Here is a 15,606-nt window from a genome sequence, read left to right as displayed (position 1 = left end):
ACATTAGCACGAAATCCTTCGGGCTGTCAAGCTGATTAGTGCTGGCCGCCGCGCCGCGGACCCCTGCTTCCCTGTCCGCTCCCGGAAGGCTCAAAGCCCGCCCGGGCCGCACTGCCAAAGAGCTGGCCGCTGGGCCGCCCGTTCTTGCCCGTGCCCCGGGGCCGGTCGTGCTCACCGCCGTCCCGCAGCCGGGCCGCCGGTTTGGGCCGCCGCCTGCCGCCATCCGCCGGAGCGGCCGGTCCTTCCCCGCTTCGCTGCCGGGCGGGCGGCGGGCTCTGCTTTTTCCGGGGCTCCCGCTTCTCCGGGGCCGGGGCCGCACCGCGGGTTCCATCCCGCTTCGGTCCGCCCGGTTCGCCCGCGGCCGCATCCGGGGTTCCCGCCGCCTTTCTGCGGCCGCCCCTTCGGTTTCCGCCCCGCCGGCCCGCATTGCCGCTGGCCCGCGGAGTTCCGCCGTCTCGCGCACTTCTCCCGCCGTCCTGCGGAGTTCTCCCGCCGTCCCGCGGGCCGGGCCGCCGCTCCCCGTCCCTGCCGTTTTCTAAAAGCTCAAAGTCCACGGTGCGCCGCGCCACATCCGCGCCGGTCACCCTGACGCGCACCTTGTCCCCCATGCGGAGCACCCGGTGGCTTCTTTGGCCCACCATGCTGTACATCTTCTCGTCGTAGACATAGTAGTCCCCGGGCAGCCGGGAGACATGGACCAGCCCTTCCACGGTGTTCGGCAGCTGCACATAGATGCCAAAGCTGGTCACGCCGGAGATGATACCGCCGTATTCCTCGCCGATGTGCGCCTGCATGTATTCGGCGATCTTCATGTTGTCCGCTTCCCGCTCGGCCTCCATGGCGTTACGCTCGGCGATGGAGCATAGGTCCGCCGTGTCCGGCGCCGCCTTTTTCATGCGCCGGAGCGCCTTCTCCTCCCCCCGGGCCGCCATGGTGAGGGCGCGATGCACGAAAAGGTCGGGATAGCGGCGGATGGGCGAGGTGAAGTGGAGGTAATCCTTGGCCGCAAGGCCGAAATGCCCCAGATTCTCCTCGGCGTAGCGGGCCTTCTGCAGGGATCTCAGCATCAGCCGTCCCACCACCGATTCCTCCGGCGTGCCCTCCACCCGGGTGAGCAGCCGCTGCAGGTCCTTGGGCCGGATGGCCTTGCCCGGCTCCCTTTTCACCGGATAGCCGATGCGGCCCACAAATTCGAGAAAATCGTCCATGCGCTGCGGATCCGGGTCCTCGTGCACCCGGTAGATGCAGGGCAGCTTCGTTTTTTTCATGTGGCGGGCCACCGTCTCGTTGGCGGCCAGCATGAACTCCTCGATCATCTGATGGGCGATGGTCCTGGGCGTGCAGATGATGTCCGAGGGATGGCCCAGGGGATCGAGGTCGATCTTGGGTTCGGGCAGATCAAAATCCAGCCCGCCCCGGTCCATCCGCTTTTTGCGCAGCACCCGGCACAGGCTCTCCATCTCTTTCAAAACGGCGAGATAGGGAACGTTCTCCCCCGCCTCGAGGCCCCGGCTGACCTGGTCGTAGGTGAAGCGCTTATGGGAGTGGATGACGCTTTTCACCACCCGGTAATCTGTCTGTCTGCCCTCCTCATCAAAGTCCATGATGCAGGAGAAGGCCAGCCGGTCCTCGTCCTCGTTCAGGGAACAGATGCCGTTCGACAGCTCCCTCGGCAGCATGGGCACCACCCGGTCCACCAGATACACGCTGGTTCCCCGCCGGAGCGCCTCCTTATCAAGGGATGTCCCATACTTTACATAATGCGATACATCGGCGATATGCACCCCCAGCTGCCAGCCCCCGTCGATGCGGGTGAGGGATACGGCGTCGTCCAGGTCCTTGGCATCGGCGCCGTCGATGGTGAAGGTGACCCAATCCCGCAAATCCTCCCGGCCGGCAAACTCCGAGGGATCGACGGTCTTTGGCGCCTTCTCCACCTCGGCGACCACATTTTTGGGGAAGGCCTCGGGCAGCTCAAACTGCCGGATGATGGACAAAACATCCACCCCCACGTCGTCCTTGTGGCCCAGATCCTCCACGATCCTGCCCTCCATGGGCCGGGCATTTTGGGGGAAGCGGGTAACCTCCGCCACCACCTTGTGCCCGGATTCCACGCCCCGGGCGCTGTCCCGGTCCACCATCACCGGCTCCATCACCCGAACGTCGTCGGCGATAACCACTCCGCCGTCGCCGTCCCGGTTGAACAGGCCCACGATCCGCTGATTCGCCCGGGTGATGATGCGCTCCACCGTGCCCTCCAGCCGTCCGTCCCGGCCCGTTCTGACCCGGACCACCACCCGGTCGTTGTGCATGGCGCCGTCCCGGTTGTCCGCGGAGACGTACACATCCTCCGCCTCGGGATCGTCCGGGATCACGAAGGCGAAGCCCTTGGGATGGGAGTGCAGCCTTCCCACCACAAAGCCCATCCGCTGGGGCAGCGCATAGATGCCCTTTTGCACCTTGACGATCTCTCCCGTCTGCAGTCCCGCATTCAGGGCATCCGTCAGCTCCTTTTCCGACGCGCCGAAAAGCTCCGCCATTTGGCCAAGCTCCAGCATGGACTCCGGCCGGGCCTGAAGCGCCTCCACCAATGTTTGAAGTTCCATAAATTTTACCTCATTTTTTTAATCTTTTCATTTGTATTATACCACTTCCCCTTCAATTGGTATCGTATACCGGAAAAAAGGACCGGTAAAACCGATCCTTTTCCTAAAATCAATCGCCGTCGGGGATCATGTTGAGCATGTCGCTGGTGTTGGGAACATTTACATAATTCTGCGGTACGTCGCCCACGATGATGCTTTCGCTGATGAGCACCTGAGAGTCCGTCTCCACCGTGCGGCTGCCGGTGGGCGCGACCACCCGGACGGTGGCGTGCACTTCAAGATACACCTTGTGGCGGGTCTGGTTGATGCCCGCATCCTCGAACTCGGTCAAAAACTTGCCCTGAACCGATCCGATGGGAATGAGCTTGACGGGGATCTTCGGGCCCTGGCCGGCCAGAAGGTCGGAGCCGGTGATGGACCCCAGGGGCACATCCACGCCCTCGGTGGCGCTTTCCGCCAGGTTCTTTTCGGTGGCCAGGCACAGCTGAGAGAGCAGATCGTTCATCAGGGGAGTGTTGGCCTTCAGCATGGTGATCTTGCCCGTCTCGTCCCGCACGATGCTGACGAGTTCCTCATCGGTGGGCCGGGTGAACATGACCTCCTGCACCGATTCATACACGGCGTTCAGGGCGTCCTTGCGCACCGACGCCTCGCTCATGGACAGGATGATGGGGTTGACGGTGTGATTGACCAGCCAAAAGATCAGGATGATAGCCGCCAGCACGGCGGCGAGAATCACCCACTTCTTGCGGCTTTTCTTTCCGCCCTTTCGTCTTCGGAGCATGACCATCCCTCCCCTCTCCTATCAGTCTATGCGGGAAGGCGGCTTTTGCTCACCCGGGCTGTTTCTTTCCATTCGCATTCTGCTGTGTTTTACCGCGTGCAGCCGCGACGTGGAGAATAGTGTCTATACCGGTCATTTATCATGGAACAAACCCGATGGGAAGGGTATTACGGTGAATGAGTCGAAAAATAAGGTGCTGTTTTCAACTTCGGCCCCGCCGGGAAGGCGGGGCTTTGGTTTTCCGTGAAAACGTGGTATGCTAGGGGACAAAAGGAGGGGGAAGGGATGCTTCCGGAAAGATGCGGACTGTGCCCGAGGCGGTGCGGCGCGAACCGGCGGGCGGGGGAAAAGGGATTGTGCGGCGCAGGGGATGAACTCAAAGCGGCCCGGGCGGCTCTCCACCACTGGGAGGAGCCCTGCCTGTCCGGGGAAGCGGGATCCGGCACGGTCTTTTTCAGCCACTGCTCCCTTCGGTGCGTCTACTGCCAGAACCGGGAGATCAGCCGGGGCGAGGCGGGAAGGGCCATAACGTGGGAACGGCTTTCCGAGATTTTTCTCGAGCTTCAGGCGGCGGGCGCCCTCAACGTCAACCTGGTCACCCCCACCCACTATCTCCCCTTCATTTTCCCCGCCCTGGAGCGGGCGAAGAAGCGGGGCCTCACCGTGCCGGTGGTGTACAACACCAGCGGCTACGAGCTTCCGGAGGTGATCCGCGCCCTGGACGGGCTGGTGGATATCTATCTCCCCGATTTCAAATACGTCTCGCCGGAGCTCTCCCTTCGCTATTCCGGCGCGGCGGACTACTTCAAATATGCTTCCGCCGCCCTTTCGGAGATGGTGCGGCAGGCGGGAAAGCCCGTCTTCCGCGGGGACATTCTGCAGCGGGGCGTGATCGTGCGCCATCTGTGCCTGCCCGGATGCCTCTGGGACAGCAGGGCGGTGCTCCGCCACCTGTGGGAGACGCACGGCAGCCGCATCTACATCTCCATCATGTCCCAGTTCACGCCCATGAATCTTTCCGCCTATCCCGAGCTGAACCGCCGGGTGGCCCCAGAGGAGTACGAGGCGCTGGTGGACTACGCCGTGGACCTTGGCATCGAGCAGGGCTTCATCCAGGAGGGGGAGGCCGCTTCGGAGAGCTTCGTGCCCCCCTTCGATCTCACCGGCGTGTAACATTCTTTTCATCAACTTGTAAAGGGGATGGCACCCATTGACAGGTGCGAAATCCTTTTTCCTATGTTATAATGGGTTCACCTGTACGAAGGAGGTTCCCTCATGGATTTTTTGGAGAAGCTTAAGGCGGCGCTGGCGAAGGCCGGCGCAGCCGTTAAGAATTTCTTTTTCGCCATAGGCCGGACGGTGAAAGGCTGGGCCCTGGCCCTGGCCGGGTTCGTCGCGGGCCTGTTCCGCAAGGACGGCCGGGACAATAAGGACCGGCGGCCAAAGGACGACTACGTGATTCTCGCCGAGGAGGATCTGCCCGGCGGACCCGCGGCGCCGGCCGCCGCCGCCGCTCCCAGCCGCAAACCCATGGTCATCAAAAAGGCGGTGGAAAAATCCGACCTGCCCAAGGCCAAGCGGGAGAAGGGGGATAAGAAAACCTTTGGGCAGTTTGTCCGAAGCTGCTTCAAGCCCCGGACCAAGAGCCCCAACTTCATCCTGAGCGTCATCGTCACCACGGCCAAGCTCATGATCGTCTTTGTGCTCGCCTTCGGGATGGCGGGCTTCGGCGCCGTGATGGGCGTGGCCCAGGCCTACGTGGACACCACGCCCACCCTGGACGTAAACAAGATCGAGGATCAGGATCTGACCTCCTTCATCTATGACGCGGACGGCAATCTCATCACCGAATACAAAAACATTGAAAACCGCGTGTGGGCGGGTCTGGACGAGATCCCGAAGGATCTGCAGAACGCCTTCATCGCCATTGAGGACAGCCGTTTTTGGACCCACAACGGCATCGATATCAAGCGCATCGCCGGCGCCTTTGTGAACAACCTGCAAAATAACGACACCCAGGGCGGCAGCACCATCACCCAGCAGCTCATCAAACTGAAGCTTCTCTCCTCGGAGCAGAGCTACAAGCGCAAGCTGCAGGAGGCGTATCTCGCCATCCAGCTGGAGCAGACCTACTCCAAGGAGCAGATTCTGGAGACCTACCTCAACACCATCCACCTCGGCGGCTCCAACTACGGGGTCAAAACCGCCGCTGAGGATTATTTCGGCAAGGACCTCTCCCAGCTCACCCTTCGGGAGTGCGCCACCCTGGCCGGCATGAACCAGAACCCCTACTACTACAACGTGAGGCTCAATTACTACCCCAGCGAGGGCTCCTCCCGGACGCCGGCACGCACGGACAAGCGTACCGACACGGTGCTTCTGGTCATGTACCAGCAGGGCTACATCACCAAGGAGCAGTATGAGGCGGCAAAGAGCGACACGCTGACGGTGCGGGAGCAGAGCGACGATACCAAGCTCTACGATCATCCCTATTTTGTGGAATACGCCATCTATGACGTGTGCGTTCATCTGCTGGCCGACCGCAAGATGCCCAACACCTCGGAAAACCGGGCCCTCATGGAGCAGGAGATCCGCACCAAGGGCTACCATATCTACACCACCATGGACCCGAACGTCCAGACCGTCCTCGAGGACACCCTCTACAACTGGGAGAATTATCCCAAGCTGGCCAACTCCAACCATTCCAAGATGCTGGTGAAAAACGGCGACGGATCGGTGAGCGAGATCATCCAGCCCCAGGCCGCGGCGGCGGTGCTGGATTACCATACGGGCGAGCTCAAGGGAATCGTGGGCGGCCGGGTGGCCCCCACCCAGCAGAAGGAGCTGAACCGCGCCTACCGTTCCACCATGCCCGTGGGCTCCACCATCAAGCCCCTGTCCGTGTACGGCCCGGCCCTTGATAAGGGCAGCAATCCGGCCACCATCTTCCTCAATGTGGCGGCCAAGATCGACGGCTGGGACAGCCCCAAGGGCTACCCCAGCAACTACGGCGGCGGCAGCTTCACCGGCCCCACCACCATGCGCAACGGCCTCAAGCAGTCCTACAACGTCGTGGCGGCCCGGGCCCTCTTGGAGAAGGTGGGCATCGAGGAATCGGCCAACTATCTCATGAATATGGGCGTGGACCCGAGCCATATCAGTCATGACGGCTCCGGCCTCGCGCTCGGCACGTCGGGCATCACCCCCATCGAGATGACCGTGGGCTTTGGCACCATCGCCAACAGCGGCGTCTATATGGAGCCGCTTTCCTTCACCAAGGTGCTGGACAGCGAGGGCAACGTGGTGCTGGACGCCAAGGCGAACCAGGTCACCCGGCAGGTGTTCAAGCCCAGCTCCTCCTTCATGCTGGTGGATATGATGGAGGACGTGATCACCAGCGGAACCGGCACCACCGCCCGCTTCAGCGGCATGACGCTGGCGGGCAAGACCGGTACCCACAGCGATTATAAGGGCGTGGCCTTCGGCGGCTTCAGCCCCTACTACGCCTCCTTCGTGTGGATGGGCCACGACAGCAACGAGTCCCTGGTCTCCAACGCCACCGGCGGCCGGTACGGCGCGCCCCTTTGGAAGGCCTATATGTCTAAGATCCACGAGGGCCTGGAGGATAAGCCCATCCTGGACGGCGAGCCCGCCGATTACGGCGTCAAGCGGGGCAGCTTCTGCTCCATCACCGGTCTTGCGCCCACCTCCAGCTGTCCCACCACCAGCGATTACTACGCCGACGGCGCCTATCCCAGCCGGTGCCCCGGTCACCAGACGGTATCCATCTGTACGGAGAGCAACTGCCTGGCCACCGAATACTGTCCGGCGGACAAGGTGGAACAGCGGGTTGAGGTCTACGACGACGACGGCAATCCCATCAAGGATTATACCGACAGCCCCTGCCCCATCCACACGGCGCCGGTCACCACCCCCGATCCCAATGCCGGCGGCGGTGAGGGCGGCGACCCCCCCGCCGAGCCCACCCCGCCCCCGGCGGAATAAAAGCATAACAAAAAAGCCAATAGGGTTCGCCCTATTGGCTTTTATTTCATCCCGGCCCGGGTCAGCCCTTCCACTCGTCCGCCAGCACGGCATAGACCCGAAGGTCGCCAAAGGTGCCGTCCCGGCGCTTCGCGGCCTCCCTTTGGATGCCCTCCAGCTTCATGCCCGCCTTCTCCATCACCCTGCCGGAACCCACGTTCTGAACGTCGTGCTTGGCGTACACCCGGTGCACGCCCACCTTCCCGATCATGAAATCGATCACGGCGGCGAGCGCCTCGCTCATCAGCCCTCTGTTCCAGCAACGGCTGGCCAGACAGTAGCCGATCTCGCAGTTCTCATTGATCTCATCGAGGGTCATATTGGGGCAGCCGATGGTGCCCACGCCCTCCCCCTCGTAGACGATGATCCAATGGTAGTGGTCCGGGCGGTCCGTCTCCCAGCCCTCGATGATCCTGCGGCTTTCCGCTTCGTCCCTGTGAAGCTCCCACCAGAGGAAGTGATTGACCTTGGGATCGGCGGCCCAGTTGCGGAACATGTCGCTGCTGTCCTCCGGCCGAATCCGACGCAGCGTCAGTCTGTTGGTGTGCAGCGTTTCCGCGCCCCTGTGGGTAATCATAGGATCGCCTCCCCAAGTTTTTGCCCATTATAACCTCTCCCAGCGGCAAATGCAAGGACTTGTCAGGAACCGGCGCTTCGTATAGACTAAAAGCATTGAATTTGGAAGGGACAGATGGACCATGTTGCCCTATTACCGCGCTTCCCCAAGGAAGGGGCCTCTCTATATGCAGCTGGCGGACAACCTTCGAGGCGCCATCGTGCGGGGAGAACTGGCGCCGGGCGAACGGCTGCCCTCCATCCGGGCCGCCGCCGGGGCCATGGCGGTGAGCCGCACCACGGTGGAGAACGCTTACGGCGAACTGCTGGCCGGAGGCTATATCCTCAGCCGTCCCCGCAGCGGCTACGTGGTGGCGGACTTTGAGGGGCTGGCCCCGCCCGCCGCCGCCCGGGAGGAGATGGCGCCCCCGGCGCCTGCCTACCGCTATGATTTTGGACAAAACGGCGTTCAGGAGGCCTTTGACCTCAAGCTTTGGAAGCGCTATGTGGGACGGGCGCTCCGCATCGACGCCATCGGCGGCTACGGCGATCCCCAGGGCGAACCGGAGCTGCGGGCGGCCCTTGCCCAGTACAGCGCCGCCTCCCGGGGCGTGGCTCTCCGCGCCGATCAGATCGTGGTGGGCGCCGGCGTGCAGAGCCTTCTCAACCTTCTTCTCGGGCTCACGGGCCCGGTGACGGCGGCCCTCGAATATCCGGGCTTTCCCCAGGCGGAGCAGGTGCTGCGGGACCATGGGATCAGGCCGGACCTCTTTTCCCTGGAGGAGCTGGACCGGCTGCCCCCCTACGGGCTCATGTACCTGGTGCCCTCAAACCCCCATCACGGCTCCAGCCTGCCCGCCGAGAAGCGCCTCGCCCTCATCCGCTGGGCGGAGCGCACCGGCGCCTTTATCCTGGAGGACGACTACGACGGGGAGTTCCGCTATTCCTCCCGGCCGGTGCCCGCCCTGCAGGGGCTCACCGGCTCCAATCGGGTGATCTACATGGGCACCTTCTCCCGGCTGCTGCTGCCCTCCATCCGGATCAGCTACATGGTCCTTCCCGAGCCCCTTCTCGCCCGCTACCGGGAGCTGGCGCCCCGCTACAACCAGACCAGCTCCACCACCGAACAGCTGGCCCTCGCCGGATTCATCCGGGACGGACACCTGGGCCGGCAGATCCGGAAGCTGCGCCGGGCCTATGGGGAGAAGAGCCGGGTGCTGGCGGAGGCCCTCCGCCGGGAGATGGGGGAGCGGGTGCGGATCTGCAGCTACGAATCGGGCCTGCAGCTGCTCATCGAGGTGAAATCCCCCCATGGGCCCGAGACGCTGAAGGCGCTGGCCGCCGCCAGCGGCGTGCATGTGAAGCTTCCGCCCTCCGGGGAGGGCGTGTTCCTGCGGGTGGGCGGCATTCCCATGGCGGAGATTCCGGAGGCGGTGCATTGTCTCCGGGAGGCCTGGTTCAATCAGAATGAAGGGGAGAATGAACATGATCGATGATGTGAAAAGATACCTCGGGGCCTTCGGCTGGGCGGACCGGGTCCAGGAATTCGACGTTTCCTCAGCCACGGTGGAGCTTGCGGCAAAGGCCCTTCACTGCGAACCCCAGCGCATCGCCAAAACCCTGTCCTTCAAGGGGGAGCCCGCCCTCTTGGTGGTGGCCGCCGGCGACGCCCGCATCGACAACAGGAAATTCAAGGCCGCCTTCGGCATGAAGGCCAGGATGCTGAGCCCCGAGGAGGTGGAGCGCTACACCGGCCACCGGATCGGCGGCGTGTGCCCCTTCGCCCTGCCGGAGGGCGCGGCGGTGTATCTGGACGCGTCCCTCCGCCGCTTTGAAACCGTCTATCCCGCCTGCGGCAGCGCCAACAGCGCCATTCGGCTCACCCTGGCGGAGCTGGAAAGGGCATCCCGCGCCCTCGGCTGGGTGGACGTGTGCAAGGATTGGGCCTGACCGCGCCGCGCCCCAAAGACGGCAAAAAAAGAGCGGACCCTTTTGGGGTCCGCTCTTTTTGCGTTGTCCTACGCTTCGATCTGCACGTACCTGCGGTCCGCCATGCGCAGCATACCGGCGTAGCACAGTACCGCCGCGATGGCGCTCACCGCGGTCACGATCACAAAGACGATTGCCGGGTCCATGGCCGCTCTGAAGATCAGCATATAGGCCACAAAGCCCAGGGCCACCATCACCAGCGCCGCAACCAACATGCCGAACATGCTGTTCATGTTCTGTTTGACCGCCTCGGCGGGGCTGTTCCACATGAGCTTGGGCCGGGCGAGGTCGATCATCACCTGTAGCGCCAGCTGCACGATGAGCACCGGCAGGCACACCACCGCGCCCAGCAGCGGCACCAGGGGCGAGACGGGCACAAAGGCCCAGACCAGAACCATCAGCACCGCCACGCCGATGAGGGCGATGATGAGGGCGCACAGGAACTTGCCCGCCACCTGCTTGGAGCCGGGAACCGGCAGGCTCTTGGCCTGCCAGAAGGTCTTGCCCTCCCGGGAGATGCAGGTGGACGCCGCCACGGCGATCATGCCGGAGAAGAACAGGGCCACCGCGCCGAAGACCAGCGCGGAGAGCGGCAGGGGCACCTGAGCCAGCAAAAGGCTGAGCTGGTCCATCACCTCGGCGCTGTCCCGGCCCATGGAGAAGGCCATCACCCCGATCATGAGGGGCAGAACCACGATCTGAGCCAGGCAGTTCATGGCGTAGATGGGCGTTCTCAGGATATCCCGGAAATCCCGCACCATGAAGGCCCACACCGGGCTTTTCCGCTTGTAGGAGATTTTGCCGGCGCCCCTGCTCCTGCCCTTCGAGGATTCGCTCTGAACGAGAACGGAGCGGTAGTAAAGCCGGCCGGCGATAAGCGCCGTGGGGATGAGCACCGCCACGCTGAGGAGCACGAAATACAGCAGGTTCATCAGCCCGTTTGCCGAGCTGTCCAAGAGCGCCGTGGCCGCCCAGCCCGCCGGCGGATAGCTGCCCGCCACCATGTGGATAAGATCGGACTGGCCGAGGAGGAAGGCGGTCATGCCGCCGCTTTCCAGGTTCATCATCAGCGTCTGGGCGAAGTAGCCGTAGGCCATGGCCGGGATGAGGATGATGAGCATCTGGAAGAGGGCTAAGAGGAACTGGCGGCTCCTGAAGAAGTTGACGATGGGCATGACCAGAAGGGAAAGCACGCCGCCCACGGCCAGCGGTACGCAGGGCGCAAACAAAATGAGCACCAATCCCTTGAGGTAGTAGAGCACATCCCCGCCGGTGTGGATGCCGTTGATGACGAGCACGGGCATCAGCATCAGGAACTGGGTGCCGATCTCCGCCAGCAGCACCTGCAGGAACCGGGCCATGAACACCCGCCGCTGGGAAATGGGCAGGGCCGCATAGAAGGCGATGTCCTTTGCGAGGAACACGAAGCTCAAAAGGTACATCACGCCAAAGAGCAGCACCACCACGAAGGAGCCGATGAAAAGGGTGGACATCATGGCGGGCAGAAGGGGCGTATCCACGATTCCCGTCCAGATGCTCCACACCATGAAGCTGAAGATCCCCACGAAATACACCGCCAGGAAGGCGAAGAGGATAAACATGCCGATGGAGCGCAGCTTTGTCTTTGAGTCCATGCTCTTCATGCCCTTGAGGCCAAAGCGGGCCCGCAGGCTGAAGGCCAGAAGTTTCCTCATGCTGATCATGATTATTCTCCTTCCGTGAGCTGGAGGAACAGCTCTTCCAGCGATTCCTGGTTGCCGGAACGGAGCTCCGCCAGGGTGCCCACAAAGATGAGCTCGCCATGGTCGATGATGCCGATGCGGTCGCACAGCTTCTCCGCCACCTCCAGCACATGGGTGGAGAAGAACACCGAATTGCCGCTGTCCGCATGGCGGCGCATCTCCTGCTTCAAAAGATGGGAGGATTTGGGGTCAAGCCCCACCATGGGCTCGTCCAGCACCCATACCGGTGGGTTGTGCAAAAGGGCGCCGATCACCATCAGCTTTTGGCGCATGCCGTGGGAATAGGACTTGATGTTGTCCCCCGCCGCCTTTGTGAGCTCGAACATCTCGAGATAGCGCCCGATCCGCTCCCGCCGGTCGGCGGGCTCCACGCCGTAGACATCCGCCATGAAGCCGAGGTACTCCATGCCCGTCAGCTTATCGAACACATCCTGGGAATCGGGCACGAATCCGATCTCCATCTTGGCGCTGATCGGGTCCCGCACGATGTCGTGGCCGTTGATGAGGATTCTGCCCTCGTCCGGCGTCAGGATGCCGGTCATCATCTTGATGGTGGTGGTCTTGCCGGCGCCGTTCGGGCCGATGAAGCCGAAGATCTCGCCGTTTTCCACCTGGAGGTTCATGGCGCTGACCGCCTTCACCTTGCTTTTCGCATAGGACTTGGAGACGTTCTCGATTTGAATCATGATCGGTACCTCCTCTTATTTGAGCCCTTTGAAAAAGGCCTTCACGTCGTCTTGGATCTCCGGGGGAAGATCGTACTTGCGCACCCCGCGCACCGCGCCCTCGAGGGCCATGAGCTCGTGCAGGCAGGCCCCGGGGTCCCTCTCCCGAAGGCGCAGGAAGGCCTCCTTCGCGCCCGCCTTTTTCAGTTCCTCCGCCGTGGCGATGCCCACCGCCTCCAGCCTCTCCTCAAGCACCCTGCCCACGTTGGGCAGTTCGGTCAGTTTACCCATAACGCGCCCTCCTTTCGAGCCGTTAAAGATTTCACAATCATCATATCAGGCCCCCCATCCCCCGTCAATCAAAATCGGCGCCGCGCCGCGCCCGGTAGATCTTGACCGTCACAAACCCGAGATAAACGTCCAGAACGCCGCACAGCACCAGACAGCCGATCAGCCCCGCACGGTCCTTGCCGGACAGCGCACCGATCACAAGGCCCAGCGCCAACGCGAGAATGGCCAGGGTGCAAAGACCCGCCGAAAAGACCAGCGCCCAAAACACCCGCATGTTCCGCCGCCGGAGGTTCTCCCGGTCGCTGAAGGATTCGGGCCGGGGCTCCCCCCCGCCGTAGGGCTTGCGCCAGATGTACACGCTGGCCATCCTGCCCATCAGCTCCCAGCCGAAGTCCTGGTAGGCGGGCACGTAATCCCTGCCGGGGAAGGGCTCAAGATCGTACACATAGCGCACGCACCGGGGTTCGGCCTTTCGAAAGGTGAGCCGGAAGGCGCCCATCCCACCGAAAGGCTCCAGGCGCCAGCCCTTCTTCTCCATCTGCTCCAGCCATCCCTCGAACTCATCGGGCAGCACCTTCACATACGTCCTCATCCAGCAGTGCTTCACGTCCTTCATTTCAATCCCTCCAGATTGCGATATAGTTCCCGGATCCGCTGCCCTTCCGCATCCAGCACCCCTTCGCCCAGCTCGGTGATCCGATAGATCTTGCGCCGGCCTTCCTGCCGCACCGGACGGATGAGGCCGTCCCCCTCCAGCCTGCCGATGCTCTGATACAGCGTTCCGGCGCCCAGCACCAGCCGCCCCTCCGTGATCTCCTTCACGTGCAGCATCACCCCGTAGCCATGGTTCGCCGCCCGAAGGGACAAAAGGATGTAGAACATGGTCTCGCTCATGGGCACATAGCGCTTCACCGCCCGCTGTCAACAGGCAAAAAAAGGGCCGCTCCAAGGAGCGGCCCCATGCAAAAGGTCAGGCTTCGCGGACCAGGTTTTGGATGAGCGGCAGGTACCCCTGGCATTTCCGGTTATCCAAAAAGGGCAGCCGGGTCCGGACCTGGTGGGAACGTTCGGGATGGATCCTGCCGTACAGGCTTTGCGGCGCGCCCGCTGCCTGGGCGGTCACGTAGCCTTCGGGATCGATGAGGGCGCTGCCTCCGCCAAAGACGAAGTCCGCCTCCTCGCCGGCCCGGTTCACGTAGGCCACGTACACGCCGTTTTGACAGGCGTAGGCCTTCATCTGGGCCAGCATGGCGTCATAGGAGAGGGCCCAGGGAACGCCCAGGGCCACGATGAGCTGGGCACCGTGCAGAGCCAGGATCCTGGGACTCTCGCAGTACATGAGATCGTCCCCCACCAGAACGCCCAGGGGACCCGCCCCGGTGGAAAAGACCTTGAACTCGCCGGCTCCGGCTTCGATTTCCCGTCCGTCATAGGGCCCGCCGGGCAGCCGGTGGGCCATGGGCACGCAGCCCTCAAGCCGACCGTTCTCATCGATCACCAGCGCGCCGTTGTAGTGGTGGCCGAACAGTTTCCAGGCCACCCCCATCACCACCACCATGCTCCAGTCCTGGGCCGCCTTCTGCAGCGGGTCCAGAATGAGGGTGTCCTCCCCCATCCAGAATCGCTCGTCCTCCATTCTTCTGCGGGTCAGGTACGGGTGCAGGCACAGCTCGGGGAGCACGGCGATCTTCGCCCCCTCCCGCCCCGCATCCCGAATTTTCTCCAGCACGTCCATCAGGTTCTCCGATTCGCTGCCCCGGTCCGCCGTTTGTAACAAAGCTATGGTCATAGCGCCGCCTCCTTTATCGTCCTTGTTCATTGTAATGTCGGGCGGCACCGGGATATGACGCGAAAAATAGCGTCCTTTGGACAAAGCGGGGCGGCAGGGCCTTGTGGCGGGGCCCTTTTCATTGTAAAATACAGGCAGTATTTAGATTGCCCGGCGCACAGAAGGGGGAACGGTAATGATCGAAATCGTATTCAGCGAAAGCGCAGGCGGAAGCCTGAAAATTGCACAGCATAATGGCGAAGGAACCTATCCGGGGGGATGCGTCGGCGTCATTCTCAGCCATGCCGATGGCAGCGCGCCCACCCGGGCGGAACTGAAAGCCGCCCAGCGCGAAGCGGAAGCATCGGCCCGGGCTGCATGGGAGAAGGCCGTGCCCCTCGGCGGAAACGCGGCGGATGTTTTCGCCTTCCATCTGGCCCTCAGCGTGGGCGATATCGGGGACGGCGGCATGGGTGCGGGCCGGGAGGCGGCCCTCGGCGCGCTCTTTGCCTGCTATCCGGCGGAAGGCGAAGCCGCCGCCCGCGAGCTTTTGGAGCGCTCCCGCAGGGACTGGAGCACCGTCCGGGCCCGCATGGCCCGGGGGGAACAGGCGCGGGTGTGGTACAGCCAGCAGCCCGACGAGATGTGCGGGCTTTGCTGGTTCATGGCCCAGCTGAGGGACTGCCCCGGCGCCCCGGAGCCGGCGCTGATGGAGCTGCCCCGTTGGGAGAGCGACGGTGAAACCCTGGTGCAGAAAAACGGCTGGGCCGATGTGGCGCCGGAGGAATGGCACCGCTACCTCACCCTGCAGCGGGAAACGCCGCCGCCCTTCGTCCGGGCCTGTGCAAACCGCTGGCGGGAGCTCACCCAGGAAAACGCGCCCCTCCGCGCCGTGGTGAACGGACGGCTCATCGGCGTGCCGGAGAATTTTTATGATCCCCTGATCCTTCGGGAAATTGCCGCCGAGGAGGAGGTCTTTCAGGAGGCCCGCCTCATCGGCCGCATCCTGGGGAAGCATCCCCTGGGGATCGGCGATGGATGGATCGCCCTCCGTCTGGAGGCCCTGATCGAAAGCGGCGCGCTGGAGGCAGTATCGCCCGCGCCGAAGAAGGGCCCCCGCTACCGCCGCACTCTGAAAAAAGCCTAGTGCTTCCCGCTCCTT

At 63.2% G+C, this 15,606-nt stretch carries 14 protein-coding genes; 5 read left to right on the top strand and 9 right to left on the bottom strand.

The window, feature by feature from the left end:
* Nucleotides 1–35 precede the first annotated feature (35 nt).
* Nucleotides 36–2,606 carry a ribonuclease R gene (gene rnr, locus H8696_RS01075; protein ID WP_249314371.1) on the bottom strand — a complete coding sequence of 857 codons (2,571 nt, stop codon included), beginning with the start codon at nt 2,604–2,606 and terminating at the stop codon, nt 36–38.
* Nucleotides 2,607–2,715: 109 nt separating this feature from the next.
* Complete coding sequence (yunB, locus tag H8696_RS01070; protein ID WP_249314369.1) at nt 2,716–3,390, bottom strand: sporulation protein YunB; 675 nt, start codon at nt 3,388–3,390, stop codon at nt 2,716–2,718.
* Between the two features lie 285 nt (nt 3,391–3,675).
* Here yunB and H8696_RS01065 point away from each other — a divergent pair, with 285 nt between their 5' ends.
* Together H8696_RS01065 and H8696_RS01060 are read left to right on the top strand one after the other, a co-directional pair.
* A complete protein-coding gene (locus H8696_RS01065; RefSeq protein ID WP_249314367.1) occupies nt 3,676–4,563 on the top strand; it encodes a radical SAM protein in 888 nt (295 codons plus the stop codon).
* Between the two features lie 102 nt (nt 4,564–4,665).
* On the top strand, nt 4,666–7,395 hold the full coding sequence (locus H8696_RS01060) for a transglycosylase domain-containing protein (protein WP_249314366.1): 2,730 nt from the start codon (nt 4,666–4,668) through the stop codon (nt 7,393–7,395).
* Between the two features lie 61 nt (nt 7,396–7,456).
* Here H8696_RS01060 and H8696_RS01055 read toward each other — a convergent pair whose 3' ends face one another.
* Complete coding sequence (locus H8696_RS01055) at nt 7,457–8,011, bottom strand: GNAT family N-acetyltransferase (protein WP_249314365.1); 555 nt, start codon at nt 8,009–8,011, stop codon at nt 7,457–7,459.
* A 166-nt stretch (nt 8,012–8,177) separates the two neighbouring features.
* On the opposite strand from H8696_RS01055, the gene pdxR reads away from it, so the two are divergent.
* A complete protein-coding gene (pdxR, locus tag H8696_RS01050; RefSeq protein WP_249314363.1) occupies nt 8,178–9,485 on the top strand; it encodes a MocR-like pyridoxine biosynthesis transcription factor PdxR in 1,308 nt (435 codons plus the stop codon).
* Nucleotides 9,475–9,939, top strand: coding sequence for a YbaK/EbsC family protein (locus H8696_RS01045; RefSeq protein ID WP_249314361.1), 465 nt, complete (start codon nt 9,475–9,477; stop codon nt 9,937–9,939). Before pdxR ends, H8696_RS01045 begins: the two co-directional genes overlap by 11 nt.
* Nucleotides 9,940–10,007: 68 nt before the next feature.
* On the opposite strand, the gene H8696_RS01040 is transcribed toward H8696_RS01045, so the two are convergent.
* From H8696_RS01040 to H8696_RS01015, 6 genes are all read right to left on the bottom strand, one after another.
* Nucleotides 10,008–11,681 (bottom strand): putative ABC transporter permease subunit, encoded by a 1,674-nt coding sequence (locus H8696_RS01040; protein WP_249314360.1) that lies wholly within the window; start codon nt 11,679–11,681, stop codon nt 10,008–10,010.
* 2 nt (nt 11,682–11,683) lie between these two features.
* Complete coding sequence (locus tag H8696_RS01035) at nt 11,684–12,406, bottom strand: ABC transporter ATP-binding protein (protein WP_249314358.1); 723 nt, start codon at nt 12,404–12,406, stop codon at nt 11,684–11,686.
* Between the two features lie 15 nt (nt 12,407–12,421).
* Complete coding sequence (locus H8696_RS01030; RefSeq protein WP_249314356.1) at nt 12,422–12,676, bottom strand: TfoX/Sxy family protein; 255 nt, start codon at nt 12,674–12,676, stop codon at nt 12,422–12,424.
* A 64-nt stretch (nt 12,677–12,740) separates the two neighbouring features.
* Nucleotides 12,741–13,292, bottom strand: a complete 552-nt coding sequence (locus H8696_RS01025; RefSeq protein WP_249314354.1) for a DUF2812 domain-containing protein — start codon at nt 13,290–13,292, stop codon at nt 12,741–12,743.
* The gene (locus H8696_RS01020; RefSeq protein ID WP_249315953.1) at nt 13,289–13,570 is read right to left on the bottom strand and encodes a PadR family transcriptional regulator; all 282 of its coding nucleotides are present in this window, start codon (nt 13,568–13,570) and stop codon (nt 13,289–13,291) included. Before H8696_RS01020 ends, H8696_RS01025 begins: the two co-directional genes overlap by 4 nt.
* Before the next feature lie 76 nt (nt 13,571–13,646).
* A complete protein-coding gene (locus H8696_RS01015) occupies nt 13,647–14,465 on the bottom strand; it encodes a carbon-nitrogen hydrolase family protein (RefSeq protein WP_249314351.1) in 819 nt (272 codons plus the stop codon).
* 175 nt (nt 14,466–14,640) lie between these two features.
* Between H8696_RS01015 and H8696_RS01010 the strand changes: the two genes are divergently transcribed.
* Nucleotides 14,641–15,591 (top strand): DUF3658 domain-containing protein, encoded by a 951-nt coding sequence (locus tag H8696_RS01010; RefSeq protein WP_249314350.1) that lies wholly within the window; start codon nt 14,641–14,643, stop codon nt 15,589–15,591.
* The last annotated feature ends 15 nt before the right edge of the window (nt 15,592–15,606 follow it).

Origin of the sequence: Gehongia tenuis (assembly GCF_014384795.1) — a bacterium.
GTDB lineage: Bacteria > Bacillota > Clostridia > Christensenellales > NSJ-53 > Gehongia > Gehongia tenuis.
The sequence above is the reverse complement of the archived record's forward strand: the minus strand, read 5'-3'. Positions and strand labels throughout refer to the sequence as shown.

Coding starts and splice junctions, on each gene's coding strand:
- rnr (WP_249314371.1), bottom strand. CDS start 2,606: ATGGAACTTCAAACATTGGTGGAGGCGCTTCAGGCCCGGCCGGAGTCC.
- yunB (WP_249314369.1), bottom strand. CDS start 3,390: ATGCTCCGAAGACGAAAGGGCGGAAAGAAAAGCCGCAAGAAGTGGGTG.
- H8696_RS01065 (WP_249314367.1), top strand. CDS start 3,676: ATGCTTCCGGAAAGATGCGGACTGTGCCCGAGGCGGTGCGGCGCGAAC.
- H8696_RS01060 (WP_249314366.1), top strand. CDS start 4,666: ATGGATTTTTTGGAGAAGCTTAAGGCGGCGCTGGCGAAGGCCGGCGCA.
- H8696_RS01055 (WP_249314365.1), bottom strand. CDS start 8,011: ATGATTACCCACAGGGGCGCGGAAACGCTGCACACCAACAGACTGACG.
- pdxR (WP_249314363.1), top strand. CDS start 8,178: ATGCAGCTGGCGGACAACCTTCGAGGCGCCATCGTGCGGGGAGAACTG.
- H8696_RS01045 (WP_249314361.1), top strand. CDS start 9,475: ATGATCGATGATGTGAAAAGATACCTCGGGGCCTTCGGCTGGGCGGAC.
- H8696_RS01040 (WP_249314360.1), bottom strand. CDS start 11,681: ATGATCAGCATGAGGAAACTTCTGGCCTTCAGCCTGCGGGCCCGCTTT.
- H8696_RS01035 (WP_249314358.1), bottom strand. CDS start 12,406: ATGATTCAAATCGAGAACGTCTCCAAGTCCTATGCGAAAAGCAAGGTG.
- H8696_RS01030 (WP_249314356.1), bottom strand. CDS start 12,676: ATGGGTAAACTGACCGAACTGCCCAACGTGGGCAGGGTGCTTGAGGAG.
- H8696_RS01025 (WP_249314354.1), bottom strand. CDS start 13,292: ATGAAGGACGTGAAGCACTGCTGGATGAGGACGTATGTGAAGGTGCTG.
- H8696_RS01020 (WP_249315953.1), bottom strand. CDS start 13,570: ATGAGCGAGACCATGTTCTACATCCTTTTGTCCCTTCGGGCGGCGAAC.
- H8696_RS01015 (WP_249314351.1), bottom strand. CDS start 14,465: ATGACCATAGCTTTGTTACAAACGGCGGACCGGGGCAGCGAATCGGAG.
- H8696_RS01010 (WP_249314350.1), top strand. CDS start 14,641: ATGATCGAAATCGTATTCAGCGAAAGCGCAGGCGGAAGCCTGAAAATT.